At 52.8% G+C, this 25,720-nt stretch carries 25 protein-coding genes and 1 pseudogene; 18 read left to right on the forward strand and 8 right to left on the reverse strand.

Annotated elements, in window-relative coordinates:
* Positions 1-14: 14 nt before the first annotated feature.
* On the forward strand, positions 15-719 hold the full coding sequence (locus O146_RS0103830; protein WP_027017710.1) for a queuosine precursor transporter: 705 nt from the start codon (positions 15-17) through the stop codon (positions 717-719).
* A 15-nt stretch (positions 720-734) separates the two neighbouring features.
* Complete coding sequence (locus O146_RS11020) at positions 735-1,487, forward strand: PIG-L deacetylase family protein (RefSeq protein WP_021353028.1); 753 nt, start codon at positions 735-737, stop codon at positions 1,485-1,487.
* Here O146_RS11020 and O146_RS0103840 read toward each other — a convergent pair.
* Complete coding sequence (locus tag O146_RS0103840; protein WP_152514627.1) at positions 1,484-2,212, reverse strand: hypothetical protein; 729 nt, start codon at positions 2,210-2,212, stop codon at positions 1,484-1,486. The genes O146_RS11020 and O146_RS0103840 overlap by 4 nt on opposite strands.
* Positions 2,213-2,389: 177 nt before the next feature.
* Here O146_RS0103840 and zupT point away from each other — a divergent pair.
* Positions 2,390-3,156, forward strand: a pseudogene (gene zupT / locus O146_RS11025) (zinc transporter ZupT).
* A 40-nt stretch (positions 3,157-3,196) separates the two neighbouring features.
* Here the strand turns inward: zupT and O146_RS0103850 are convergent.
* Positions 3,197-3,823: a ribonuclease FAU-1 family protein gene (locus tag O146_RS0103850; protein WP_027017711.1), complete on the reverse strand. Its 627-nt coding sequence runs from the start codon at positions 3,821-3,823 to the stop codon at positions 3,197-3,199.
* Positions 3,824-3,842: 19 nt separating this feature from the next.
* Positions 3,843-4,589, reverse strand: coding sequence for an Rv1157c family protein (locus O146_RS0103855; RefSeq protein ID WP_021353032.1), 747 nt, complete (start codon positions 4,587-4,589; stop codon positions 3,843-3,845).
* A 447-nt stretch (positions 4,590-5,036) separates the two neighbouring features.
* Here O146_RS0103855 and typA point away from each other — a divergent pair, with 447 nt between their 5' ends.
* The 7 genes from typA (at position 5,037) to O146_RS0103895 (ending at position 12,281) form a co-directional block, all read left to right on the forward strand.
* Positions 5,037-6,941 (forward strand): translational GTPase TypA, encoded by a 1,905-nt coding sequence (gene typA, locus O146_RS0103860; protein WP_021353033.1) that lies wholly within the window; start codon positions 5,037-5,039, stop codon positions 6,939-6,941.
* 90 nt (positions 6,942-7,031) lie between these two features.
* Positions 7,032-8,873: an ABC transporter substrate-binding protein gene (locus O146_RS11030; protein ID WP_051619240.1), complete on the forward strand. Its 1,842-nt coding sequence runs from the start codon at positions 7,032-7,034 to the stop codon at positions 8,871-8,873.
* 60 nt (positions 8,874-8,933) lie between these two features.
* Positions 8,934-9,785: a PIG-L family deacetylase gene (locus O146_RS11035; protein ID WP_035000535.1), complete on the forward strand. Its 852-nt coding sequence runs from the start codon at positions 8,934-8,936 to the stop codon at positions 9,783-9,785.
* Positions 9,786-9,877: 92 nt separating this feature from the next.
* On the forward strand, positions 9,878-10,147 hold the full coding sequence (locus tag O146_RS11040) for a hypothetical protein (RefSeq protein WP_126849615.1): 270 nt from the start codon (positions 9,878-9,880) through the stop codon (positions 10,145-10,147).
* A gap of 22 nt (positions 10,148-10,169) precedes the next feature.
* Positions 10,170-10,502 carry a ferredoxin gene (fdxA, locus tag O146_RS0103885; RefSeq protein WP_021353038.1) on the forward strand — a complete coding sequence of 111 codons (333 nt, stop codon included), beginning with the start codon at positions 10,170-10,172 and terminating at the stop codon, positions 10,500-10,502.
* An 85-nt stretch (positions 10,503-10,587) separates the two neighbouring features.
* Positions 10,588-11,682 (forward strand): succinyldiaminopimelate transaminase, encoded by a 1,095-nt coding sequence (gene dapC / locus O146_RS0103890; protein ID WP_027017712.1) that lies wholly within the window; start codon positions 10,588-10,590, stop codon positions 11,680-11,682.
* Between the two features lie 95 nt (positions 11,683-11,777).
* Positions 11,778-12,281 carry a GtrA family protein gene (locus O146_RS0103895; RefSeq protein ID WP_126849698.1) on the forward strand — a complete coding sequence of 168 codons (504 nt, stop codon included), beginning with the start codon at positions 11,778-11,780 and terminating at the stop codon, positions 12,279-12,281.
* A 54-nt stretch (positions 12,282-12,335) separates the two neighbouring features.
* On the opposite strand, the gene dapD is transcribed toward O146_RS0103895, so the two are convergent.
* Both dapD and O146_RS0103905 read right to left on the reverse strand, forming a co-directional pair.
* Complete coding sequence (gene dapD, locus O146_RS0103900; protein ID WP_027017713.1) at positions 12,336-13,307, reverse strand: 2,3,4,5-tetrahydropyridine-2,6-dicarboxylate N-succinyltransferase; 972 nt, start codon at positions 13,305-13,307, stop codon at positions 12,336-12,338.
* Between the two features lie 144 nt (positions 13,308-13,451).
* Positions 13,452-14,858 carry an amino acid permease gene (locus O146_RS0103905; protein ID WP_021353042.1) on the reverse strand — a complete coding sequence of 469 codons (1,407 nt, stop codon included), beginning with the start codon at positions 14,856-14,858 and terminating at the stop codon, positions 13,452-13,454.
* A gap of 309 nt (positions 14,859-15,167) precedes the next feature.
* On the opposite strand from O146_RS0103905, the gene dapE reads away from it, so the two are divergent.
* From dapE to O146_RS0103935, 6 genes are all read left to right on the forward strand, one after another.
* A complete protein-coding gene (gene dapE / locus O146_RS0103910; protein WP_369707485.1) occupies positions 15,168-16,385 on the forward strand; it encodes a succinyl-diaminopimelate desuccinylase in 1,218 nt (405 codons plus the stop codon).
* A 142-nt stretch (positions 16,386-16,527) separates the two neighbouring features.
* Complete coding sequence (locus O146_RS0103915) at positions 16,528-17,289, forward strand: LOG family protein (RefSeq protein WP_051137479.1); 762 nt, start codon at positions 16,528-16,530, stop codon at positions 17,287-17,289.
* A complete protein-coding gene (gene folP / locus O146_RS0103920) occupies positions 17,282-18,106 on the forward strand; it encodes a dihydropteroate synthase (RefSeq protein WP_197490255.1) in 825 nt (274 codons plus the stop codon). The genes O146_RS0103915 and folP overlap by 8 nt, the downstream gene beginning before the upstream one ends.
* A 17-nt stretch (positions 18,107-18,123) precedes the next feature.
* Positions 18,124-18,960: a glucosyl-3-phosphoglycerate synthase gene (locus O146_RS11045; RefSeq protein ID WP_081820572.1), complete on the forward strand. Its 837-nt coding sequence runs from the start codon at positions 18,124-18,126 to the stop codon at positions 18,958-18,960.
* A gap of 121 nt (positions 18,961-19,081) precedes the next feature.
* Positions 19,082-19,375: a DivIVA domain-containing protein gene (locus O146_RS11050; RefSeq protein WP_161970010.1), complete on the forward strand. Its 294-nt coding sequence runs from the start codon at positions 19,082-19,084 to the stop codon at positions 19,373-19,375.
* 13 nt (positions 19,376-19,388) lie between these two features.
* Positions 19,389-20,270 (forward strand): methyltransferase domain-containing protein, encoded by an 882-nt coding sequence (locus tag O146_RS0103935; RefSeq protein ID WP_027017717.1) that lies wholly within the window; start codon positions 19,389-19,391, stop codon positions 20,268-20,270.
* Positions 20,271-20,310: 40 nt separating this feature from the next.
* Here O146_RS0103935 and O146_RS0103940 read toward each other — a convergent pair whose 3' ends face one another.
* On the reverse strand, positions 20,311-21,786 hold the full coding sequence (locus tag O146_RS0103940) for a GH32 C-terminal domain-containing protein (RefSeq protein WP_027017718.1): 1,476 nt from the start codon (positions 21,784-21,786) through the stop codon (positions 20,311-20,313).
* Positions 21,787-21,896: 110 nt separating this feature from the next.
* Positions 21,897-22,526 (reverse strand): O-methyltransferase, encoded by a 630-nt coding sequence (locus tag O146_RS0103945; RefSeq protein WP_023019675.1) that lies wholly within the window; start codon positions 22,524-22,526, stop codon positions 21,897-21,899.
* A 319-nt stretch (positions 22,527-22,845) separates the two neighbouring features.
* Between O146_RS0103945 and sigE the strand changes: the two genes are divergently transcribed.
* Complete coding sequence (sigE, locus tag O146_RS0103950) at positions 22,846-23,472, forward strand: RNA polymerase sigma factor SigE (protein WP_023019674.1); 627 nt, start codon at positions 22,846-22,848, stop codon at positions 23,470-23,472.
* Positions 23,473-23,933: 461 nt separating this feature from the next.
* The gene (gene tatB / locus O146_RS12985; protein WP_027017720.1) at positions 23,934-24,506 is read left to right on the forward strand and encodes a Sec-independent protein translocase protein TatB; all 573 of its coding nucleotides are present in this window, start codon (positions 23,934-23,936) and stop codon (positions 24,504-24,506) included.
* Between the two features lie 69 nt (positions 24,507-24,575).
* Here tatB and O146_RS0103960 read toward each other — a convergent pair whose 3' ends face one another.
* Complete coding sequence (locus O146_RS0103960) at positions 24,576-25,700, reverse strand: Mrp/NBP35 family ATP-binding protein (RefSeq protein WP_035000538.1); 1,125 nt, start codon at positions 25,698-25,700, stop codon at positions 24,576-24,578.
* Positions 25,701-25,720 lie beyond the last annotated feature (20 nt).

A 25,720-nucleotide genomic window follows, 5' to 3' on the forward strand; every position in this document is an offset into this window, starting at 1 on the left:
GAAAGAACTTCGAGATGACAAAGAACACCCCGCAAGATGCTTCCCAGCAGACCACCGGTGATGCCCACGCTCGCTACATCCCGATTCGTGCCGGGCTATATCCAATTTTTCTGGCTGCGTTCGTCGTTGTTTTTGTCATCTCGAATATAACCGCCAGTAAAGGTGTGACGATAGGTCCGCTAGTTACGGATGGCGCATTTTTCTTGTTCCCAATCGCCTATATTATTGGCGACGTTTTGGCGGAATGCTATGGGTTCAAAGCTACTCGGGTAGCCATTTGGACAGGTTTTGCCTCGGCATTAGTGGCGGTACTAGCGTTTTATGTCGCCATTTGGTTGCCAGCTGCTGATTTTTACGAAAATCAAGAGGCATTCTCTACAGTTCTTGGGTTGGTTCCGCAGATTGTGGCGGCTTCGCTGGCTGGTTATGCTGTTGGCCAGCTGCTCAACGCCTGGGTGCTGACCACGATGAAAAACCGCAATGCCAACGCTCCATTATGGCAGCGGTTGATGGGGTCGACCGTCGTTGGCGAATTCGGTGACACCTTGGTGTTCTGCCTGATTGCAGCGACCGCGATCGGTATCAGTACATTCTCGGATTTGGTGAATTACGTAATCGTAGGGTTTGTCTGGAAGACGGCGATGGAAGCAGTTTTATTGCCGGTAACTTATCGCGTGGTCGCCTGGGTGAAAAAGCGCGAAATGCCTGTGAAGCCCTAGGGAAATCACGTAAATATGAATGAGACACAACCAGCAGTATCCAAATCCCAGGAACAACCAGAACCTGAATTAACGCCATTAGATATTTCGGGTATTAAGAAAATCCTGGTTGTTGTGGCACACCCAGATGATCCCGAATATGGTCTCTCTGCGGCCGCACATGCTTGGATTAAGCACTCAGACATTGAGATCGCCTATTTGCTGTTAACCTCTGGCGAGGCCGGCATCGCGACGATGACGCCGGAAGAGTGCGGTCCGCTGCGTGCTGCTGAACAACGCGAGGCCTGTAATGCGATTGGCGTGGAGTCACTGGAAATATTAGATTTCCTGGACGGTCAGCTCGTTTATAGTCTGGAATTAAGAAAGGCGATTGCACGCAAAATTCGCCAATTTCAGCCTGATGCCGTCGTGACTTTGCCCATGAGCTTGGAGTTGTCCTGGGGATTGAACCAAGCTGATCACCGGGTAGCTGGACTGGCAGCACTCGATGCTGCCCGCGATGCCGCTAATCCGTGGGTCTTTCGTGAGCTACCAGAACCGGCCTGGTCCGCTCGGCAATTCTGGATAGTGAATGACGTGGCTGCAGACCACGCTTATCGGGTGGATTGCGATGATGAACAAGCCGCTATTGCTTCGCTAGAATGCCATAAAAAATATTTGGCTGCACTTGAGGACCATCCGCCTGCTAAAGACTTCATTCCCTTAATTTTACGTGGTGAGAGCCTAAAGGAAAGCCCGCGCGTTAAGTTTAAGGTTTATGAACTTTAAGGCGAGGATTGTGGTCCAATTGGGTTGGCAGGTTGTTGAATGCTGCGTTGGCCGTGCGGCAGTGGTTGCAAGATTGTGGCTGCAGGGTAGATGTCCAGTGGTTGCGCAAGACTAGGAATCTCTACTACACGCCCGTCACCGTGGGGAAGCGCGACGACCACGTGTCCTTCCGAACAATATGCCCGAACGTTGAGCGGGGTAGCGATCGGCTCTGTGACAGGGATTGAGCCAAGTTTATTGCCATCGATGAACACACTGGTACCCGAAACCACTGCGTACATGTGTGACGTGCCGTAAGTACGCATGTCATAACTAGAGTGCACGGGATAGTATCGTGAACCCACAGTTACCGGACCTGCAGGGTTATTTACCGCGACAATCCACGGTGCAATTGGAGCTAGAATTTCTAGGTCTATATACCCGGAATCGAGAGAAATGCGTGCCGTTGCTGCAATCTTGAGAGTCCGCAATGGGCGTAATGCCTCGACGTCGGGAAGTACGCCGATAATCCCCTTCGACGCGTTGATTCGCCATTTACCCTGGAACGTCATAGTTACTGGAATCTCGAACTGTTTCGCATGGTCCTCATCATCGCGAGAGTGCCGCCCGCTGGGTGGAGCCACGTGAATGCTTGGCAGGCTCAAAATGGCTGCGCTGAACGCCTTCTCAGCTGGAATTGGGTCACTGACGTGGACAGCGCTAGCAGGCAGCGGAAAAAACTGCACTTCGATCACCCTGCTTATCGTGTTTATAGTTTTGTGTGGCTACCATGGTTTATACCGCGTATTGCAATTAACTTCTGGTTAAGCATTGTAGGTAGAAACCTTGCATCCGCACACCAGAAATTGACCAGCTTAGTGAGCTTCTTAAATTAACCAGTCGAATAAAGTCTAATAAAAAGAATGTACGAAACTTCCACGATCTTATTTGCGTTCGCACTTACCCTTGGAGCCGGGCTTTCTACCGGTATCGGGGGCGCGATTGCGGTTGCGAAAAAACGCCCAGGTCCGGCTTTTATGGCGATAGCTTTGGGCTTATCTGCTGGCGTTATGTTGTATGTCTCGTTTGTGGAAATTTTGCCAAAGGCCATGGAGAGTATCGGTGGTTGGGCGGTTGCTGGCTTTTTCGCAGGCATAGCGCTGATCTTGGTGGTCGACAGGTTAGTCCCAGAAGACGTCAACCCCCATGAACCTTTGCAGATTCAGAAAGACGCACGTAGTAGGTTTCTGAAGACCGGGGTTTTTACTGCCGTGGCAATCGCAATTCACAATTTCCCAGAAGGGTTGGCGACGTTCATTGCGGGTTTAGAAGAACCAGAAATCGCGGTGGGGGTAGCGTTGGCGATAGCGATCCATAATATTCCTGAAGGCATTGCGGTAGCCATCCCGCTGCGTGAAGCGCTAGGATCCCGGTGGAAGCGTGGGCAGCAGCAACCTTGTCGGGGTTGGCGGAACCGCTGGGGGCGTTTGTCGGGTTTGCTTTGCTTATGCCCGTGATGGGACCAGTGGCACTTGGTTTCGTGTTCTCTTCTGTAGCCGGCGTCATGGTATTTATCAGTTTGGACAAACTCCTGCCGACGGCCGAGGTTACGGGCCGCCATCATGCCGCGATATATGGCTTGATTGCCGGAATGGCGATTATGGCAGTCTCGTTGTTACTGGGTGCCTAAATAGTTTCCATCGATTTTGTGGCCCCACATTGGCTTTAGCCTAGCTCTCTATTGGAGGGCTCAGGGTAAACGATTCGGGGTGGGCCCAGGAGATGGGCATGTCCAGAGACCTTAACCAAGCTAGAATATCGTCGTTATGCCGCGTGATGCCTTCGACAGCCCGTAAAGTTGCTTCAATTGCGTGTTCGGCGTCGTCGGCGCTAATTAAACCTTGTGAGGTGGCTTCCGCAAGTTCATCGATATCGAGAACCTCAACTGGATGGCCGGTGAGGGAGACGATATCTACGTAGAGGTCACGAGTGTGCCAAGCCGGTTCTACTTTCGCCACCGTAGATGTTGTTGCCGATTCTTCCTCAGGCAATGGTTCACCTGCTGTGTTTTCAGCAGTAGGAAGTTTGTTTTCGACAGCGTCTTTGATTTCGACAATGTCAATGTAGAAATCTTGCGGTCTTTCGAAGCCTGGACGGTAGTGAAAAATGCTGATTCGCAACGACAGCTTTGGAAGCAGCCATGATTCGAGATAACCGAATTGTGGGTGATCCGCACCTCGGGCCATGTATAAGCCGAAATCGGTGGTGCGATAAATATCGACGTGGCGGTGAAAACCTTTCGGGTCGATATTCACCTTGCTCTCGGTGGCAAAGGTTTCGTGTTTAACGGGGTGCATGATCGTGACCTGTGAAGTGTTAGCTAGTAATGATCGCGGCGGTAGGGAAGTAGTTACAGGTGCTATCTTCTGTGTGGACGCTGCCTTCTAGTAAGACCACGATAATCCCGCGACCGGTGTCCGCGACACCAGAAATGGTTGCCGGCCCTTCTGGATTAATACCGTGGTTTCCAAGACTGATGCTGCCGCGCCTGCCATTGGAGAGGTTGAACCAATGAGCGCGCATATCTTGGTGTTGTGCGGCGGGTGCGGTGCCTAATGCTGTGAACAAGAAAGCGGTTTCATGTGCTTTGGCGCCAGGCAAGGGAATGTCTGCGGGGCCTGGTACTGCGATAGCTGTACCGACGCTGTTATGAGCGCCGTTGATGCAGGAACCGGCGACCGTAGGCCAGCCAAATTGCGTGAATTGTGGGCCTTGTTTAGGTAAATCCGGTCCGCCAGTTTCACCTGCTCCGATTGCGAAATCCAGTGCCTGTAAGATGGCGTCTTTTGCCTGTGGCGGGACCCATGGCTGGTGCGCGAAACCGCGGATTTGGGCGGCTGTTTCCGGAGTTGGTCGCCCCAGGTGATCGACTGGAGAATACCGGGTAAACAGATCGTTGAGTTGACTACTGAGCAGTTGTCCCTGTTGCGAGGCAGGGTTCGGTGCAGGTAACACACTGGATGCTTGGGGGGCTGCGTGAGCCTGCAGTGCCGATGACGCGAGTAAGGCACAGCTGGCGACGATGCTAGCTATGACTGTGCGGGTGCGGGGGGCTGCAACCATGTGTTCCTCCGGGAAATGGTCTGTGAACGATAGCTGTGAAATTACCGTTGAATAAGATGAATGGAGCGAAGTAGTCGACACTTGGGCGTCACATGAGTAACACTAAAAACATTGCTCACAATTCTCACAACATTAGTTGGGTTGTTCCTTATCTGCAATAGGGGTGCGTTATTGCCTTCATGTCGAGATTTGTGCTCTATCCGTCACCTAACCATCATTATCCGCGCGTGTGAACTGCAGCCTCGAGCAAGCTTCTTTAGAAAACTCAAGAGAGCTCAAGACGGTTAGCCGCATGGTGTAAGCCGCCTGGTGCAAACGACAATTGGTTTTCGGTGCTCGTATTGTGATTTATGGGGGATTGGGGGCATTGCATTAAAGAAAAGGTGCAACGAATGGGCAAGGGGAGTATCGTTGAACCGTTAAAACCCACGATTTTTCAGGAGTACTGTGAACACTGAGTTCCGCAACGTCGCAATCGTCGCACACGTCGACCATGGCAAAACCACGCTCGTCAACGGGATGCTCGAGCAATCCGGAGCGTTCGGCGAACATGGCGAAGTAAATGATCGCGTCATGGACTCGAATGACCAGGAAAAAGAGCGTGGCATTACGATCCTCGCGAAAAACACTGCGGTCCGCCGTAAAGGTCTTGGTAAAGACGGTGCTGACCTTATCATTAACGTCATTGATACCCCGGGCCACGCGGATTTTGGTGGTGAAGTCGAACGCGGAATCTCGATGGTTGACGGTGTAGTTCTGCTTGTCGATGCCGCCGAGGGGCCACTTCCACAGACACGTTTCGTTCTCACCAAGGCGTTGGAAGCGAAGTTGCCGGTGATCATCGCGGTCAACAAGACTGACCGCCCAGACGCTCGCATCGATGCCGTTGTGCAAGAATCCCAGGACTTGTTGCTGGAAATCGCCGCCGGATTGGAAAACGAAGAGGCCGCTGCAGCAGCGGAAGAACTTCTGGACTTGCCGGTTCTTTACGCGTCTGGGCGTGAAGGCAAGGCCTCGACAGAAAATCCGGGAGATGGCAATGTTCCAGATTCAGAAGATCTGCAACCACTGTTCGATGTGATCTACGACGTTCTGCCGGAGCCATCTGCAACCGTTGATGCTCCGTTGCAGGCGCATGTCACCAACCTGGACTCCTCGGACTTTCTTGGCCGTTTGGCGCTACTACGCGTGTACGCAGGCAAGATTACCAAAGGGCAGCAGGTGGCCTGGATTCACTACGACGAAGACGGCAACGAAAAGACTACCAATGTCAAGGTTGCCGAGCTGCTGCGTACAGAAGGCTTCGATCGCAAACCAGCGCAAGAAGCTATCGCAGGTGACATCGTTGCGATCTCAGGTATCCCTGAAATCATGATCGGCGATACCGTCGCTGATCCAGAATCTCCAAAGGCGCTACCTCGTATCGCTGTCGATGAGCCAGCAATCTCCATGACGATTGGCGTGAATACTTCTCCGTTGGCTGGACGCGGCGGTGGCGACAAGATGACAGCTCGGTTGCTGAAAAACCGTCTGGACCAGGAACTCATTGGTAACGTCTCGCTGCGCGTTTTGCCGACTGAAAAGCCAGATGCATGGGAAGTGCAAGGACGAGGCGAAATGGCTTTGTCGGTTCTCATTGAGTCGATGCGTCGCGAAGGTTTTGAGTTGACCGTTGGTAAGCCAGAGGTTGTTACACAGACGATTAACGGACAGGTGCATGAGCCTTATGAGATCGTCACGATCGACGTGCCTGGTGAATTCCAAGGTAATGTCACCCAGCTATTGGCAGGCCGGAAAGGCCAGATGCAGTCCATGGACATCAAAGAAGGCGATTGGGTTCGCATGGTCTTCCGTATTCCAGCCCGTGGCCTGATTGGGTTCCGCACACAGTTTATGACTGAAACCCGTGGTACCGGCATCGCGAACTCCATGTCTGATGGCATGGATGTTTGGGCCGGGCAGATCAAGTCGCGCGCAACCGGTTCGCTTGTGGCTGACCGTTCGGGCAAGATCACCCAGTTTGCTTTGATGTCGCTGGCTGATCGTGGCAACTTCTTCGTTGAACCGGGCGCCGAAGCTTATGAAGGCATGGTCGTCGGTGCTAATAACCGTGATGAAGATATGGACATCAACATCACGAAGGAAAAGAAGCTGACGAATATGCGCGCAGCTTCCGCGGACACTACCGTTACGCTGGCAAAAGCTAAGACTTTGTCGTTGGAAGAAGCCTTGGAGTTCTGCGGCAATGACGAGTGCGTTGAAGTAGCCCCGGAGGTTCTACGAGTACGTAAGGTTGAGCTGAACGCTTCTGAACGTCGTCGTGCAGCCTCGCGTGCGAAAAATCAGAAGTAATTCGCAGAAACAGCGGATAGATCCGCACCAACAGCCATGATGCGCAGATTAGGAAATGCCGCCGCGATAGGCGCGGATAAAAATTGGGTGATGAAAGTCACCCGGAGCTATAGATTTCCGTTAGTCATCGTGGCTGCTGCTGGTTTATTGACTTCATGCGTGGCCAACCCAGGGCCACCACCGATCGAAACCGGACAAGAAGCTGAATCTAGTGCGGCGGATGTAGCCCGTGGTGATGCCAAGGCAAGCTCTAATTCCTCGGAAAACCACGCAGGGGCGGATCATGGTGCAAAAGAACGTTCAGGAGGCCGCCGCAATTCGGTAGAAGAATCCCAAGTAGGCATTGGGATTGACCCAATACACAACGGGCTGAATCCACATTTGCAGGCGAACCAACAAGCCGTCGTCGATGATATTGCAGCATTGGCCTTGCCATCTGCTTTTGTGAACGGCGAAATTACGGAATTATTGGACTCGGCCGAAGAAGTGGAACTAACAGGCGTGGACACAGACGCCGTTGCCACAGAGCCCAAACCGGAAGGTGCTGAAGACCAAGTCGTCGTGCAGCGAGTCCGTTACGAAATCGCACAGCAAGCGCAATGGTCTGACGGAACCCCAATTACCGGCGAAGATTTTATTTATTTGTGGCAGCAGATGACGACAACTCCGGGTGTGGTGCGCGCTTCAGGATATTTTGCAATTTCGGACATCACCTCTACCGCCGGGGGCAAAGTGGTTGAAGTTGCTTTTTCCCAGCGTGTACACGACTGGCAAGAATTATTCCATTATCTCTTGCCGGCGCACTTGATGAATGCCCCGTTCGCAGCAGTAAGAGAAATACCTTCCAGTGCAGGTCGCTACCAAATCGACAGTGTTGATTGGGCACGTGGCAAGCTAACATTGCATCGTAATGATCGATTCTGGGGTGCCGACCCGGCCAACATCGACGTGATTGAACTGACAGAGATTAGAAACCCCAGGCAAGGGCTTGATCTCATGCGTTCCGGCCAGATATCGTTTGCAGATCTCACCCCTGAAGAAACCACATTCCTTGCCTACAACTCGTTGCCGGGAACACAGGTTTTCCGCTTCAATACTCCGAGGCAAATGCAGATTGATTTGTTGACGCAGTCACCGATTTTTAGCCAACAATTGGCTCGATCCGAGTTTGCCAGATTGATTGATAGACCCGAGGTAGCCGTACAAGCGGCTGGTCGACGAACGGACGTGAGAGTCCCGGGATATGCAGAATCCGGCGCCCATAGTGAAACCCGAGGTGAGGAAGCACCCGATGCCAACAAAAACACTATTGACGGTGACGCGACTGCCGCGCAAGTGGAACGGTTACGCGAAAGCAGCACTCTGCAGCGTCCACTAAGGATTGCCGCTGATCCCACCGATCCCGTTGCTAGTGCTGCAGCAGCTGCAGTGGTTGATAAGTTGGTCGCGGTGGGAGTCCATGCTGAGGTCGTTGCAAATGATTTTGCTACTATCGCCAGAGAAATGGTGCCAAATGGGGACGTCGATGCAGTGGTGAGTTGGCAAGATACGAGTGCTTCTTCTGTGAACCTCGCCGACGAACTACTCTGTCGTGCCCCGGGGTTGAGTACTGAGAAAGCCGCGTGGATTCCACAGTGCCTACCAGATTTCGACGATGCGTGGATTCAGGTTCTCGAAGGCAGTGTAGATGCCGAATACGGACTTGATTTAGTTAGTAGCTTAGATTCCGAATACGTATTGCAAATTCCTGTGCTCGGTGAACGAAGAATCCGGGTTCTGGGCAGTGGGATTATTGGCCCGGAAGAACAGTTAGAGCGGTGGCCAGCTGGGCTGAAATCGGCTCCACAGTGGCGTTTATTGACTGCTGGGGATAAAGCCGGCGTGGGCGGTGTTGGTCGAGGGCTCCAGATAGAAAACCCGCAAGAAGGGTAGTACGTGGACTGGGTACAATCAGATTTCACGGTACCCGGCCCCTATCCTCGGAGGAAGATAATGAAGGTTTTAGCCGTCCACGCGCATCCGGATGACGAATCTATTTGGACAGGCGGGGCGTTAGCACGGTTTGCTAAACAAGGCGCCGAGGTCACAGTGCTGACATGCACGAATGGCGAGGAAGGCGAAATTATTGGCAGGGCGGAACTCGTTGATGATCTGGCTCAATTTCGTTTGGGCGAACTGGCAGAAGCGCTAGAGGTCTTACAAGTTTCTGGCCAACGTTTGAATCTGCGAGACTCCGGTATGGCCGGGGCTGAGTCCGCGCAGCATCCTAACGCATTGGTAAATAATATCGAACGAGCGGCAGCTGCTATAGAGGATTTTCTCCGGGCCGAGGCGCCTGATCTGGTGATTACCTATGGCCCTGACGGGGGATATGGGCACCCTGATCACATTGCCGCACACAATGCTACGCACGAGGCGTTGTCTCGGGTTCATGCATCTGGAATTGATCCTGAAGTGTGGTGGTCAGTGTTGTACCGGCAAGACGTAATAGATGGGCAGCAACAGTTTGTTTTGCCAGAGGGTTGGCAATGGCCGGGGCAGGAATATTTATTCAACGGAACCGATGATTTTGTCGATGTCGGCTTGGAACTCAGCCCAGCTGAAGTGACTGCTAAACGTGAAGCAATGGCAGCACACGCCACGCAAGTTTGGATCGCCGACGGAAGAGCTTCGACCGTCAATCCGGATAGGGTGGTGGCCTCTCATGATGATGCCATTGCCGGGGTATACGCCTTGTCGAATCTATATGCTTATCCCATTTTGCGAACTGAACACTACCAGTTGCCGTTTGGTCCCGGACCGGTTGCTCGAGCACAGGAGCAGCACCGGTGGGACAACGCGTAATACGAACCGAATTCAGTCGTAGTGAGGTTGTCGGGGCATTAGCCTGGCTCTGTACTTTTGCCGCAATAGGTGCGGTTTTTTGTCTCTGGTATTTGCCCGCTACCATCACAGTAGAGGTTACGAACCTGCCGTGGACTATTCCATTAGCCTACGGCTGGGTCATGGTTTTGGTGAAAACCGCCACGTTGTGGTCGGCAAACTACCTTATTCAGCTACTGCCCGCGGTAGTCTGGGTGGGAGTAGTTGGGCTGATGTCGCCCACGTCAGCTGCGGTCGCGTACGTGGTGGCTTTGGTATGTGCCGTCTTAGCAGGAGCAGCTTGGTCGGTCATCAAAAACCATAAAGCTGTCGTACCGAAATAGTGAATATCAATCAGGAGAGCCCATGACTTATATCATTGCCCAACCGTGTGTGGATGTGATGGATCGCGGTTGCGTGGAAGAATGCCCGGTCGACTGCATCTATGAAGGCAAGCGCATGCTGTACATTCACCCGGATGAATGTGTGGATTGTGGTGCTTGTGAGCCAGCTTGTCCAGTAGAAGCAATTTTTTACGAAGACGATACCCCTGACGAGTGGGAAGAATATTACGATGCCAACGTCGGATTCTTTGATGACCTCGGCTCACCAGGTGGTGCCGCTGGCTTGGGGCCACAAGACTTTGACCATCCAATGATTGCCAAGCTTCCGCCACAAAACCAAGACGTGGACGCCTAATTGGCTACTTGGCGCGCTTGCCTGGCCAGGGAGAAAAATCCCTTAGCCCACGTCGGTGAATAACTAGCGATTAAGGACTAAAATCATGATGCGTACCCCTTCTCTTCCAGATTTTCCGTGGGACAGCTTGACCGACGCGAAAAAGATTGCGGAATCGCATGCCGACGGGATCATTAACTTATCGGTTGGAACCCCAGTCGACCCAGTAGCCCCAGGCATCCAGCTGGCATTGGCAGAATCCGGTTCCGCGCCAGGATATCCACAAACTGCTGGCACTGCGCAGCTACGCGATTCGATTTCGTCTGCGCTGCGGCGTAGATATCACATGCACGTAGAGGCAGTTTTGCCGGTCGTCGGAACAAAAGAAGCGATTGCCTGGTTACCAACATTGCTGGGCGCCAAGTTTGTGGTGATACCGGAGCTGGCGTATCCGACTTATGAAGTTTCTGCGCGCTTGGCAGGAGCAAATGTTCTTCGTGCAGATTCTTTGACACAGATCGGCCCAGCGCGCCCCGATTTGCTGTTTATCAATAGCCCATCGAACCCAACTGGTAAAGTTTTGGGCATTGAGCACCTGCGCAAAGTGGTGGGGTGGGCGCAATCTCGCGGTGTCATTGTCGCGTCTGACGAATGCTATTTAGGTCTCGGGTGGCAGTCTGCGGGAGAAGACGAACCACTGTCTATCCTGGATCCGAGGGTGTGTGACGGTGATACTACCAACTTGATTGCCATTCATTCCTTATCGAAAACTTCTAATCTCGCATCGTATCGGGCCGGATATTTGGCGGGAGACCCGAAAATTATCGACGCTTTGCTGCAGGCACGTAAGCACGCTGGTCTTATGGTTCCGGGGCCAATTCAGGCAGCGATGGTGGCAGCCTTGGACGACGACGCCCATGAGTTAGCACAAAAACAGATTTACGGTGAACGGCGAGCTAAGCTGCTTGGCGCGTTATCGGACGCTGGTTTCCGGATTGATAATTCTGAGGCCGGGCTGTATTTGTGGGCGAGCCGCGATGAGCCCTGTCGTGACACTGTGAACTGGTTTGCGGAGCGTGGCATTCTCGTTGCTCCCGGAGAGTTCTACGGCCCTAAGGGTAAAAACCATGTGCGTATTTCGCTGACCGAAACGGATGAGCGTATAGCAGCCGCGGTTTCGCGATTGTGCTCTGATAAATAGTGGCTTGGTCAATCGTCGAAAGGGACTTTGTGGCCGAAACTTCTCCGAAGACGGTGCAGACGTTAGCGAGCCTCCGTCAATTTATCCAATTTGGGATGGTCGGTGGCTCCGGAGTGATCGTCAACCTCACCGTTGTATATATTTGCAAAAAATTCGCAGAGGTGGTCTTTGCGTTAAACGAGCGTGAGGTTTTTCTGCCACTTTTGGGCACTGATTTCAACATCCGCTGGTATAACGTTTTTACCGTGGTGGCGTTCGTCATTGCGAATATTTGGAATTATCAGTTGAACCGATCGTGGACGTTTAAAGGCGTGTCTTCGGTGGGGTGGATTCGCGGGCTTGTGCCATTTATGATCACTGGTATTGGTGCTCTTGTGGTATCACAGATTGTTTTGGTGCTGCTCATGAACCCAGGCTCGCCAATTGCACTCTCAGAAAGTGTCTTTGACGATTCCACTGGGCTGCGCACGAAGTTTTATTGGGCCAGTGCGCTGTCGATATTGGTTTCTATGCCAGTTAATTTTGTGATTAATAAATTTTGGACTTTCCGAAAAAGCCCAAAGGGGAGCCGAGTGGTTCTCGACTCCCCAATATCTTAGGTTGCGGTGCTTTCCGTCACCGGAAGCTATGCCGCAGCGCTTTGGTTTTAGCCCTTAATTATTGTGTAGTTCCTCGTTGAGCTGGACCGCCGAAGCTTTCCATTCGGTGGCCTCCACAGAACCGGAGACTGAATTGCGGCGGTACAAAATACCGCTGGCACCACTAAGGGTGCTGGCCTTGACCGTTGATCCATGAGACACTCCGATGGCTTCGGCTACCGGTCCGAAGACGGTGAGCTTTGTGCCACCGGTGATATACAATCCGGCCTCTACGACGCAGTCGTCGCCCAAGGAGATACCGATTCCGGCATTAGCACCAAGCAAGCAGTGCTTACCGACGGAGATAACCTCTTTTCCGCCACCGGAAAGAGTGCCCATGATCGAGGCTCCGCCGCCGACGTCAGAACCGTCATCTACGACTACACCGGCAGATATCCGGCCTTCGACCATGCCGGAGCCAAGAGTACCGGCATTGAAATTGACAAAGCCCTCGTGCATGACGGTGGTACCTTCTGCGAGATAAGCGCCGAGGCGTACCCGGTCTGCATCACCAATGCGCACTCCTGATGGCACTACGTAGTCGACCATACGCGGGAATTTATCGACAGAGTAGACGGTAACTGGGCCACGGCTTGCCAAGCGGCCTCGCACCATTTGGAAATCTTCCACTGCGCATGGTCCGTAGTTAGTCCACACAACATTTGCTAACAGGCCGAATAAACCCTCGAGGTTCTGCTCATGGGGTTTGATCAAGCGGTGCGATAGCAAGTGCAGGCGCAGGTAAGCGTCGTAAGTATCCTTGGGGGCTTGGTCTAAATCGGCGATGTCAGTACGCACAGCTATACGCGCGACCCCTCGCTCTTCGTCTGGCCCCACCAGGTTGGCGAATTGTTGGGGAACCTCGTCTAGTTTGCTCGTTTTGCTGGAGGAGACGGATTCTCCGAGCTTTGGTGCGGGATACCAGACGTCGAGGACGGTGCCGTCATGAGTGACAGTCGCGAGTCCACGTGCCGATGCTGAAGTCATAGAAAAGCTGCTACCTATTCTGTTTCGGAAACTGTCAAAGCAAGTCACAAGCGCGCAAGTCACAACTGTGCATGTCACAACTGTGATTGCGGGTGCAATTGTGGCTTGCTATCCGAGTTCGAGCATACCCGAAATATTGTGGTTTTATTGCTTAACGACGTTGGATAGGCCTTTGCGTTTGCGGTTTTGTCCCACGAATATCGAAATGATGAGCAACCCCGAAAGCAGTACAGCGACTGCTAGTAGTTGACCGCGCGCTCCTGGGTCGGTCAGCATGAGGATCATGATGCCAGCCAGCGCAGCCAACGAGATATATGCGTCCCATGGGTAAAAACCGGCGTTGAGTTCTCCCAGTTCTCCGTTGCGCTTCATCACTGGGTGCAATTTCAAGTACGACAAAATGGTGAGAATCCAAATTACCAACAAGCATCCGCCCACGGCGTTGAATAAGAATTCCAGTAGCCCAGGTGGATTCCACCATTGCAGCGCGACTGAACCAAAAGCGAAGATAACTGAGAGAACGACCGCGTTTTGTGGTGCTGATGCCTTGTTGACCTTGGAGAAAATTGCTGGGGCATTTCCATCGCGGCTCATGTTAAATACCAGGCGCGAGGTGGCATAGATCTGTGCGTTGAAAGCTGAAAGCAGAGCGATAACGATGATCAGTTCCATGAATCCAGCTGCCCCAGGGATATTAGCCATGGACAGAATCTGGGTAAACGGTGAGTCTGCAGCAACGTCTGCGTCTTGGATGGAATCAAAAGGTAAGAGCAGTGTGATGACCAGTACGGATCCGATATAGAAGAAAAGAATACGGAAAATGATCGCATTGACTGCTGTCTTGACGTTTTTTGCTGGATCTTCTGATTCTGCGGCAGCAATGGTCACTAGTTCGATGCCACCGAATGCGAAAGCAACTGCCAATAGGCCAGCGGCAATGCCGGAGAGACCGTTAGGGGCAAAGTTTTCAATGAACTCGCCGGGGTTAGCGCCTGTAGCATTCGGCCACAAGCCGAAAATCAGTAGCAAACCTATGCCAATAAAACCAATGATCACCACAATTTTGATGATGGCGAACCAGAACTCAAATTCACCGAAACCACGGACGTTAGCGAAGTTCACCAGAGCAAAAAGGACAACAACGACGAGGGCCGGAATCACTGGTGCAATACCAAACCAGGCACCAATAATCGCTGATGCTCCGGTGATTTCCGCTCCCATCACCATGACTAACATGAACCAATAAATCCAGCCGTTGGTGAATCGTGCCCAGTTACCGAAAGCCATGCCAGAAAACGTCGAAAAAGAGCCCAATGATGGCCGGGCGGCGGCCATTTCACCCAACATGCGCATGATCAGGGTGACAAGAATTCCGGCGACGATATAGGACAGCAATACTGAGGTGCCGGAAATTTGGATTCCCAGACCGACCCCTAAGAACAGCCCTGCACCGACAGCAGAACCCAGCCCCATCATGGTCAGATGGCGGGTTTTCATCAGGTTCGCGCCCTGTTTTTTCGCTGGTGACGCCCCAGCTTGCGGTTGCGACATGAGTTGCGCCTTTCTTTTTCTCTTCGGCCGGTCCCGCTATGGCCGGTCGATCTGCGTCCGATGGCTCCGGTGACTGTTGCTTAAAATGAACAATCGCTTTGCAGAATACTCAACACCCTAGTCCAGAACGTTTTCTTGCTCACGATACGGGGCGAAGTAAATGCCGGTTACTTGTCCTCGGATGGTCCGGATCGTGGACTCACGAGCAAGAAAATATGCTAGTTGCTGCGGTATCGAAGGGGAGTGAACCGGCAGTTTGTGCAAAATAGGGTGCGAATGCAGACCGCAAGCGCGGTAGGCTTGGGCACTGTGAAGACACCACTCGAGCAAAAACATCAGTCGTCTAGTGAACAAGAAGATAGCTCGCGGAATTCCGGGGAGCAGGCTGTGCCGTACTTAGATTTCGATGCTGACCCAGTCTCTTTGACTGCGGCATTGGTAGACATTGCATCACCGTCCCATGATGAAAAGAATATTGCTGATGCCATCGAATCCGCGCTCTACGCAGTTCGGAAGCATGCAGCAATCGATTTTGTGGTGCAGCGTTATAACAATACGGTCTGCGCAAAAACCAATACCGGGCGTGATACCCGCGTTGTTCTCGCAGGTCACGTGGATACCGTTCCTATTGCGGATAACGTGCCGCACCATTTGACTGAGGATGCGAATGGGCAAACAATTATGCATGGCTGCGGAACTACCGATATGAAATCTGGTTTGGCTGTTTACCTACACGTTTTTGCGCGGTTGGTAAAAACCGGCAATCTTTCGTGCGATCTCACGATGATCGCCTATGAGGGCGAAGAGGTAGCCACCAAGTACAACGGTCTGTACCATCTGCAACGCGATCACCCTGAGTGGTTGGCTGGCGACCTGGCACTACTGGGTGAACCATCAGGCGGCATGATTGAAGCCGGCTGTCAGGGAACTCTGCGGTTGAAAATCTCTGCGCGTGGACAACGCGCGCACTCTGCTCGGTCATGGTTGGGATCGAATGCAGCCCATACTCTGGCGCCGGTGATGGTCAAAGTCGCCGATTATGAGGCACGTAAAGTGACGATTGATGGCTGTACTTATCGCGAGGGCCTCAATATTGTGCACCTGGAAGCAGGAGTTGCGACAAATACTATTCCGGATGATGCATGGATGTTCGTGAATTTCCGTTACGCCCCGGACCGTAGTGAAGACGAAGCACTCGCACACGCACTCGAGGTATTGGGGCTTAGAAATCTCGCCGACGATTCGCTACTGAGCGTGGAAATTGATGACAGTGCAGGCGCAGCGTTACCAGGCCTGGGGGCGCCCGTCGCTAAGCGCTTATTAGAAGCGGTAGGCGGAAATTATCGCGCGAAACTTGGTTGGACCGATGTAGCTCGGTTCAGTGCGCTAGGTGTGCCAGCCGTCAACTTCGGTTGCGGGGACCCAGGATTTGCGCATAAACGCGATGAACAATGCCCGACAGCGCAGATTACCCAGGTAGCGCAACAACTTGTTGACTACCTCCAGAAAGAGGAATTACCTTCCTAATATGGCTGCAGAAACCCCCAAAGAGCGTTCAGTGCCCCCGCATGAACAATGTTCCCCGCATGCAGATTACTCCGCCCACGAAGCTGACAATAGTGATGCAAGGCGTGACGGCGATGCAAGGCGTGACGGCCAGCGTCGGGAAATGAATATGCGGGGTCCGGTGATCACGCGCGACGAAAACCTTTCGCAATCAACTTATGACCAGCGCTTATTGGAACGCAGTGCTGACCATGACTGGATGCATGCCGACCCCTGGAGGATCTTACGCATCCAGGGCGAATTTGTATCTGGCTTTGATGCCTTGGCGAAGTTGCCGAAAGCGGTGACGGTTTTTGGTTCTGCCCGAATCCCACGCGGGCAGGAATACTACGAGTGGGGCGAGCAGATCGCTGCCAAACTAGTTGAGAATGATTACGCAGTGATCACCGGGGGTGGACCAGGATTGATGGAAGCCGCCAATAAAGGAGCCTTCGAATCCGGTGGCCGGTCCGTGGGGCTAGGCATCGAGCTGCCATTTGAGCAGCAACTCAATGACTATATTGGGTTAGGTATTCATTTCCGCTATTTCTTTGCACGCAAGACCATGTTTTTGAAATATTCCCAAGCATTCGTCTGCTTACCTGGAGGTTTGGGAACGCTCGATGAGTTATTTGAAGTCCTGTGCATGGTGCAAACCAAAAAAGTTACTAGCTTTCCGATCGTGCTTGTCGGGAAGCAATTTTGGTCTGGCCTGGTGGATTGGTTGCAGCAACGTCTGGTCGCAGAAGGTATGATCGATCAGGCCGATCTAGATCTCTTCATCGTGACTGACGACGTAGACGAGGCTATTGCCCATATTGTGCGCGTCCACGAACGTTTTACTGAGACGAACACCGCAGATAGTAAGGCTAGAGTTGATGACTGAGATCATGGCGATTATTAATCGCACCCCAGATTCGTTTTATGATAAAGGCGCGACTTTTGCCGAAGATTCCGCGTTGGCACGTGCACAACAAGCCATTGCCGATGGGGCGAGCATTATCGACGTTGGAGGAGTAAAAGCTGGGCCCGGTGACGACGTTGATGTCGCAGAGGAAATCGACCGGGTAATCCCAACGATCGCTGCTGTGTATGAGCTAAACCCTAACGTCACCATTTCTGTGGACACCTGGCGTGCTGATGTCGCCGAGGCAGCGATTGGCGCCGGAGCTAGGCTCATTAACGATACGTGGGCCGGATATGACCCAGAACTCATTGAAGTTGCCGGGGCACACCGGGTCGGATACGTTTGCTCGCATACCGGAGTCAACACTCCGCGCACCCGCCCACATCGCGTGCACTACGACGACGTGGTAGCTGATGTGATTGCACAGACCACGTCATTAGCAGAACGTGCCGTAGCCTGCGGTGTGCCGGAAAATAAGGTCTTCATTGACCCCACGCATGATTTCGGAAAAAATACCTTTCATGGGCTGGAATTATTGCGCCGTTGCGATGAACTTGTTGCGACCGGATGGCCGGTTCTTATGGCACTGTCGAATAAAGATTTTATCGGCGAAACATTACAACGAGCGCCCCGTGAGCGAGTCGTCGGGACACTGGCAGCAACCGCATGGGCTGCTGCTCGTGGGGTAGCAGCTTTCCGCGTACACGAGGTGGCAGAAACTCTCGATGTCATTAAAATGACAGAAGCAATTGCAGGTTTACGCGCGCCTGAAGACACCATTCGCGGGCTATTATGATGCAGGCTACCGACTTCATGCACCGCGTAAGCGTAGTGATCCCCGCACTCGATGAAGAAAATACTGTTGGGCAAGTAGTGGCTGCAATTGCTGCAGAGCAGCCTGGAGAAATCATCGTTATCGATGCTGATTCTTCCGATGCCACTGCCCATCGTGCGAAAATTGCTGGTGCCAAGGTTATTAACTGGCAGGATGCTGCGCCGGGCCGCGGTGTGCCAACACAGCCAGGCAAAGGAGAATCGTTGTGGCGTGGAGTTGCAGAAGCATGCGGGGATTATGTCGTATTTGTCGACGCCGATTTGGTAGAGCCCCCTGCTGAACTAGTCGGCAGACTTGCGCGACCATTGGCAGAAGATAGTACCAAGCAACTTGTGAAACCAATCTATCGTCGGGGCTACCAGGGTGCCGATAGTGGCGGCGGACGGGTGACGGAACTAACTGCGAAACCCCTGCTAAGACTACTATTTCCGCATTTGGCACACATCGCGCAACCTTTGGGTGGGGAATATGCGATTCGACGTTCAGCGGCGTTAACGCTTCCTTTTGTCGGTGGATTTGGTGTCGAAGCTGGATTGTTGATCGATATTGCTGGCGCCTATGGTGCTGCTGCTATTACTCAGGTAGAGCTAGGTACCCGACATCATCGGAACAAACCCCTGGCAGAATTAGCCCCAATGGCAGATGTAGTTGCGGCCACAATTCTTGGACGGGCCGAACAGTATCCTTGCCTTGGTTCAGACAAACTAGGACGAACTACCGAAGCGACACATTTAAAGTTGAATGGGGCAATATCAGCGCTAACGCAGACACAAAGTCTAGAACGCCCGAGTCTATCTGACTATGGGGTCTGCTAAACCGGCATGAGCATTCTAGATAATTTCGTAGACTACTAATGACAAGGAATAATTCGGGCCGATGTTTCTATCATGGATTTTTCTAGTGCTCATCATCGCGGTTCTCGTAATATTGGGAATTGTGCTCTGGGCTAAATTTTTCGGCATTCATGACTTGGCAGCCCACCCTGGTAGCGCACAAAGCAGTGGGGACTCTGCAGATGCTGCACACCAAGAGACGGAGAGCCAGATTGTTTCTGCTAACCGAAGAGCTGTCGCACACGGGCAGCTTGCAGCGGTGGAATTTTCGGTTGTGCCGCGTGGCTACCGTGCGGATCAAGTTGATGCGGTACTAGCCGAATGTCAAGCAGAAATAGACCGCCTGCGTGCGCAACAAGCCCCGCATGCACAACGTGCACAGGATACTGAGAGATAAAAGGAAGAACGAGATGCTCCATGAGGTAGTTGACCTGCTGGCTGATCCGAACGATGGGACAGCGTTGCACGGGGAAGATGAATTTCGCCGTCTAGTATCCGAATCTGGCCATAGTTTCGACGTTGCTAAACAAGGCTACGTTACGCTGCTTCCGGGGGCGGGCCGCAAGCACGATGGTGATAGCGCAGCAATGGTGCAAGCGAGGGAAACGTTTCTTTCGCACGGGCATTTTGCGCCGTTTGTGGAGGCCGTCACTTCTGCGATGGTGGCGGCGGTTGATTTGGCTAATACTGCAGCATTGACCGGTAGCGATCATGCCCCGGTAGTTATTGAGTCGGGCGCAGGTACTGGATATTACTTGTCACATACTCTCGATAGCATTGCAGGAGCACGCGGGATAGGGCTGGATATTTCCACCCCGGCCGCGAAACAACTAGCTAAATGCCATCCGAAAGCAGGAGCTGTGGTCGCAGACGTGTGGCAACGGCTACCAATCGCTAGCGCTTGCGCTGATGCTCTTTCTGTGGTTTTTGCTCCACGGAACATGCCGGAATTTGCACGGGTGCTCAAACCTGGTGGTCAACTGGTTGTGCTGACTCCCCATGCTGGGCATTTGCAAGAATTGCGGGAACCTTTGGGCATCGTTGACGTGGAAGAAGACAAGGTTGCTCGGCTACATGACCAAGCCGAAGGACTATTAACTTCATTGGACGATCCGACGTACGTCGAATTTACGATGCGTTTGGATAAGTCCTCGATCAGCGCCCAGATTGGCATGAGCCCGTCCGCGCGCCATATTGCTGCTACAGACTTGGAAAAGCGTTTAGCGAAACTACCGGAAATCATGACAGTGACTGCGCGGGGGCGCGTGGACTGCTTCAGCAAACCCGCTTGAGCGCAGCTCTTCACATGCATCGAGCATGGGGAGTTTAAATTTAGGAAGCGCTGCGGTGCCAGTCGCGCTCTATTTTCGCATGCCCAGTAGTTTTAGCTTCAATCGCAGAGCATCCACCGTCGAAATATACGCGCGAAGTCATTGCCACGCAGCCGCCATCCGCGAAAACTTCGACCGTGGAACCATCAACAATGATGGTCAAAGAATCGCTGTCGCCATCGGCAAGTTCTGCTACAGCGGGGGCTTCGTCCCGGTATCGATCACTAGGACCGACGCTACGGTCAATGCTTAGCGTGTCACCGGAATGCGTGATACGGGCAGTTTCTTTGCCGTTGGAGTCCATTAACGACACCGTTAGAGCGGAACCTTCATCGGCCGGAACCTCACACAAAACGGTGTAGCCATGTGCTCGCTCAGATGCAGATATAGCTTCCGGTAGCCCAGCAGGTGGTGTTTGGTACAGCAGACCGTCCTGCAGAGAAATCATGCGTGGCAGCGTTAAAGCATTCGCCCAACCTTCGTCGGTAAGCGAAGGATGCTGGGTTGGATCGTCGTGTCGACCTACCCCGTTGATGAATCCAAAGAGAGCGGCTTCTGTGTAATAATCAGCCGGGTTTGTCGAGTTATTCGTGGATCCCCGCAGGGTAGTGCCTGTGGTCATGTTGGTGTTGCGTGGGCGTGTGAAATCATGGCCGTGGTCGATACGGCGGAAGCCACTGCGCACATGGTAGGTTGTCCCGCGTAACGTGCCGACGAGGTAACCGGAAATATCCACGCCAGCGCGCTCTAGAGTGAGCAATAAAATATCATAGATTTCGCCGTCGACCTCATCACGCAAACGCAAAATACGTGGGGCAACGATAGTGGAGAGCTGGCCTTCTTCCGGGGAAAGATCTAAACCGAGCTCACCCTCAAATTCCAGTTCCCCTTGGAAATCCCAAGACTGACCATCCTGTGACGTGGCGATAACCGGGGTAGGAGTCTCCGCATCACCAGTTAAAGCCAACATCAACCAGCCAGCATGCCCAGCTTCTCGATTGACCGGGGTTTGCCAATTCGGAACCACACACGGTGAACGGAAACGTTGGAAACCTTCCTGATTTTCGAGCACCGCCGAGACACGATTGATCGCTGGGTTTAAGGCTGTGTGTTCTTCAGACAGCGGGCAATCCGCGGTAAGCTCATTCATCTTTGCGAGCTGAATATTCGTGCCAGCGGAAGTTACCGAAGTGAAATATAAGTTGGCATCTTGTGTGCCGTCTCCGTCGATAGGAACCACAGAACCAGCACGAATCGTCAGCTCCCCACCGACCGGTGCTAATACGTCATCGCATTCGAACCACGAGAACGGATCACCTTGAGAGATCGTATGTGCCCAGCGTGCCGGTCCCGGAACCTCGGGGCGGTACTGATAGAACACGTGCCAATCATTACCGTCGAGCAGAACTCCAGCAGGGGCATCTAGCACGCCACGTTCTGGGGTGATGTGGAGTTCCGGTCGATGGATCTCAGTCATGATTTCTCCTTGGGTCTTTGAACTCACGACCAGGGTAGTGATGTTTGCAATGTCTTGCAGCAGGAATGCCTGCTAAAAGTGGGGCACTGCAGGTCAGGATAGGTTTGTGCTTACAGTTTTGTGACCAGAGTCAACCCTGAGCCCAGGGGTAGGCGGGTGACGATAGCGTCGTCGAGTTTCCTGCAGTATTCATCTGCGGTTTGTGCAGCGTGGGTTGCGCGGTCGTTGCGTGAGGAGTCACCAATGGTGCCGTCGAGAAGCGAATTTGCCAGAACTAAGGTGCCTCGGCGCCCCAATAATGGCCAGGCGGTTTCGACCAATTTCGGGAGATCGGTCGACGGTACGTCGGCATAAATCACTTGGTACGAGGCTGCAGCCAATCTTCCCATTACGTCGAGTGGACGTGACGGTAAGAAGCGGATTCGCGAAGCACTGTATCCGGCTTCCCGAAATGCATGTTTGGCATGTCGCTGATGTTCCACCTCGGGGTCAATGCAGGTCAAAACTCCTTTTTCGGGTAAGCCTTGCAAGAGATATAGGCCAACCACGCTTGACGCTGGGCTGACTGCGATTACGCCTGCGCTTTTTGGGTTGTCTGGATGCGTGGCGCTTGCAGCGAGGGTGGTTAAAAGTTGCCCGACAGTAGCATCCGGGGCAGGCAGCGAATATTCCTGGGCGTGGGCGAGTGCAGCCTGCAGGCCTTCAGAAACCACCGCGGTGGAGTCAATATATCCGAGCATGGCTGAGACTGGTGAAGTGTGCGGAGAATTCTCTGAAGTAGACACACCAACAGTCTAAATATTTTTTGCAGTATACGCTGCAACGTGGCGCGGGTGATTAGCGAAAACCGTTGCTAAACGCCTTTAGTTAAATTTTTCCCAAGCAGCAGCGAGTGTTCATAGTCCTCTCCAGCGTGCTTTGCTGTGTTATTTTGCTGAAGACTTTGTCTGTAGTGTTTCTCGGTTGTTGCGGTGCATAGCGCCTGGTTGGTGCTGTTAGTGGTTCACAGTGATAACACAGGTAGTAGGTTGGCTTTCTTGAGAGACTTGTAGCACAATCATGCTTATGACGATCCAGGATGGCGCCCCAGGGAGCATAGAATCCACCGCGGAACTGCGCGGCACCGAAGCATTCGATGAAGGTGTTGGTGCGATGCCAAACTGGGACGAGTTAGTGGTTGAGCACGCTGATAGCGTCTACCGCTTAGCGTTTCGTTTAGCGGGAAATCCACAAGATGCTGAAGACCTCACGCAAGAGACATTCATGCGTGTATTCCGCTCGCTGCAAAATTATCAACCCGGTACTTTCGCTGGTTGGTTGCACCGGATCACGACCAACTTATTCTTAGACATGGTGCGGCATCGCTCCAAGATTCGTATGGAATCGCTACCAGAGGATTATGAGCGTTTTGCTGGTAACGGTATGACGCCTGAACAGGCTTATAATGTCGCCAATTTGGATCCTGCGTTGCAAAAAGCATTGGATGAGCTTGCACCGGATTTCCGAGTCGCAATCGTTTTGTGTGATGTCGTAGGGATGAGCTATGAGGAAATTGCCGCTACGCTGAGTGTGAAGATGGGCACCGTGCGTTCCCGTATTCACCGCGGGCGTTCACAACTGCGTGCCTACCTAGAGCAAGAAGCGACCCACAACGAAGAAACCCAGATCTTGCTGCGTACACGTTAGCAATGTGGACGTGGCTAACCTGAGTATTCACGAGGGAGGCGAGTCAATTTTTATCATGACGCCTGCAGAATCCGGCCCGGAGAAAAAGAAGCGTGTCGCAAAACCCCGCCGTCGATTCGACCATCTAGGACCTGAGGCCATCACCGCGTTTGTGGACGGGGAAATGACACGCAAATCAGAACACAACGCACGGGTACATCTTGTGCTTTGCGAAAGTTGCCGTGTTGATGTCCATAGACAACGTCGCGCAGCCCAGGCTTTGCGTAGCTGCAACGGTGATCAGCAGGTGCAAGTGCCTGAATCGTTGTTACACCGACTGCGAGGGATAGCGGATGTATCTAACGATTCCCAATCAGATGATGCCCGATGTGAAAAAACACAGTCCGATTTGCTGCGTCGTCTTGAAAAGTTGGGACGTACGGTGCTTCGAAATCGCTCCGACTAGACGCTAAACTAGTTTCGTGTTTTCCAATATCGGTTGGTCGGAGATTGCCGTCATCATTGTGGTGGCGATTATCGTCATCGGTCCCGAGCGTTTACCTGGGCTATTACAGGATATTCGAGCCGCGGTATTTGCCGCCCGTAAGGCCATCAATAATGCGAAAAAAGAACTTAACGGCGAGTTCGAAGAACTCGGCACTGAGTTTGAACAATTCCGTGCACCTCTTGAAAAAGTTGGTCAATTGAGCCGTATGGGCCCGCGTGCTGCTATCGCGAAGACGCTTTTCGACGAAGACGATGACTTCTTCAACCAATTTGACCCCCGCACCATTTTGAAAGAACAGGGGCGCGGGAAAGATGCTGCTAGCGGACTGGGCTCTGCAAAAACGTCTCAGGGCCAAGAAAAGCGTACCCAGGTGCAGCCGGAGCATAAGCATCGCTTAGAAAGCTCCGGAGGTGACTCAGCCGGTAAACAGCGGGCCGGAAACCAGGAAAATACCATCGATGAGCAGGCTCGCCGACCCCGGCAATCAGGCACAGGTTATCAGAACCCCGGCGGTAAAGCGGAATTTAACTGGGCTGATGTGATTTAGGCTGGCGAGGTGCCGTACCTAAATGATGCCCCAGCGGAGAAATTATCCCGTGGAGCAACCCTGCAGAATTTAATTAACCCCAAGGTTTAGTGGCTTGCCAGCCAGTGAGGTGCGTCGTTTCGCTAAACCGGCAGCGATTTTTGTGATTTCTTTTGCTGCCGGGCTGCCGGGCTCTGCCAAAACCACGGGGGTGCCTTCGTCACTGTGTGAACGCAAAGGGGGATCGAGTGGCACTTGTCCCAGCAACGGAACTTCTGTACCTACCAGTGTAGTCAGGCGTTGAGCAACGATTTCTCCGCCACCGGAACCGAAGATGTCCATTGTGGAACCATCCGGCATCACCATGGCGCTCATATTCTCGATAACGCCGGCTACGCGTTGCCGCGTCTGTTGGGAGATCGATCCTGCACGCTCTGCGACTTCTGCTGCTGCCGCTTGTGGCGTAGTGACTACTAACAACTCGGCGTTAGGAATCAACTGCGCGACTGAGAGCGCAATATCTCCAGTTCCCGGTGGTAGATCCAACAGCAGAATGTCGAGATCGCCCCAGAATACGTCGGCAAGAAATTGTTGGATTGCACGATGCAGCATTGGGCCACGCCACACGACGGGGGCGTTACCTTCCACAAACTGCCCAATGGAAATAAATTTTAGGTTATGGGCTTGCGGAGGCATGAGCATATCGTCGATCACGGTCGGAGCCTCAGTAGACCCCAGTAAATTGGGCACAGAATGGCCGTAAATATCGGCGTCGACGATGCCGACTTTTAATCCTTGGTTTGCTAGCGCAGCCCCCAAGTTAACAGTCATTGACGATTTGCCGACGCCGCCTTTACCCGAAGCGACGGCGAAAACTCGCGTGGTGCTTTCTGGCTTGGAAAACGGGATTTCTGGTTCGCGCTGCGATCCACGCAGGGAGTTACGTAACTCCCTGCGTTGTTCATCGCTCATGACATCAAGCGATACCGAGACATTCTCCACGCCGTCGACTTCGGCAACGGCTGCCTGGGTATTCGACTGAATTGTCGATTTCATCGGACACCCAGAAATGGTGAGGTACACCTCGACATTAACGTCGGCGCCGTCGATTGTTATGGATTTCACCATGCCGAGATCAGTAATTGGTTTTCCGATCTCCGGGTCTTCGACGCGCGCCAAGGCTTCGCGGACTGCTGATTCTGTAATGGCACTCATTATTACCCATCTTAGTCCTG

Origin of the sequence: Corynebacterium pseudodiphtheriticum DSM 44287 (assembly GCF_000688415.1) — a bacterium.
Lineage (GTDB): Bacteria > Actinomycetota > Actinomycetes > Mycobacteriales > Mycobacteriaceae > Corynebacterium > Corynebacterium pseudodiphtheriticum.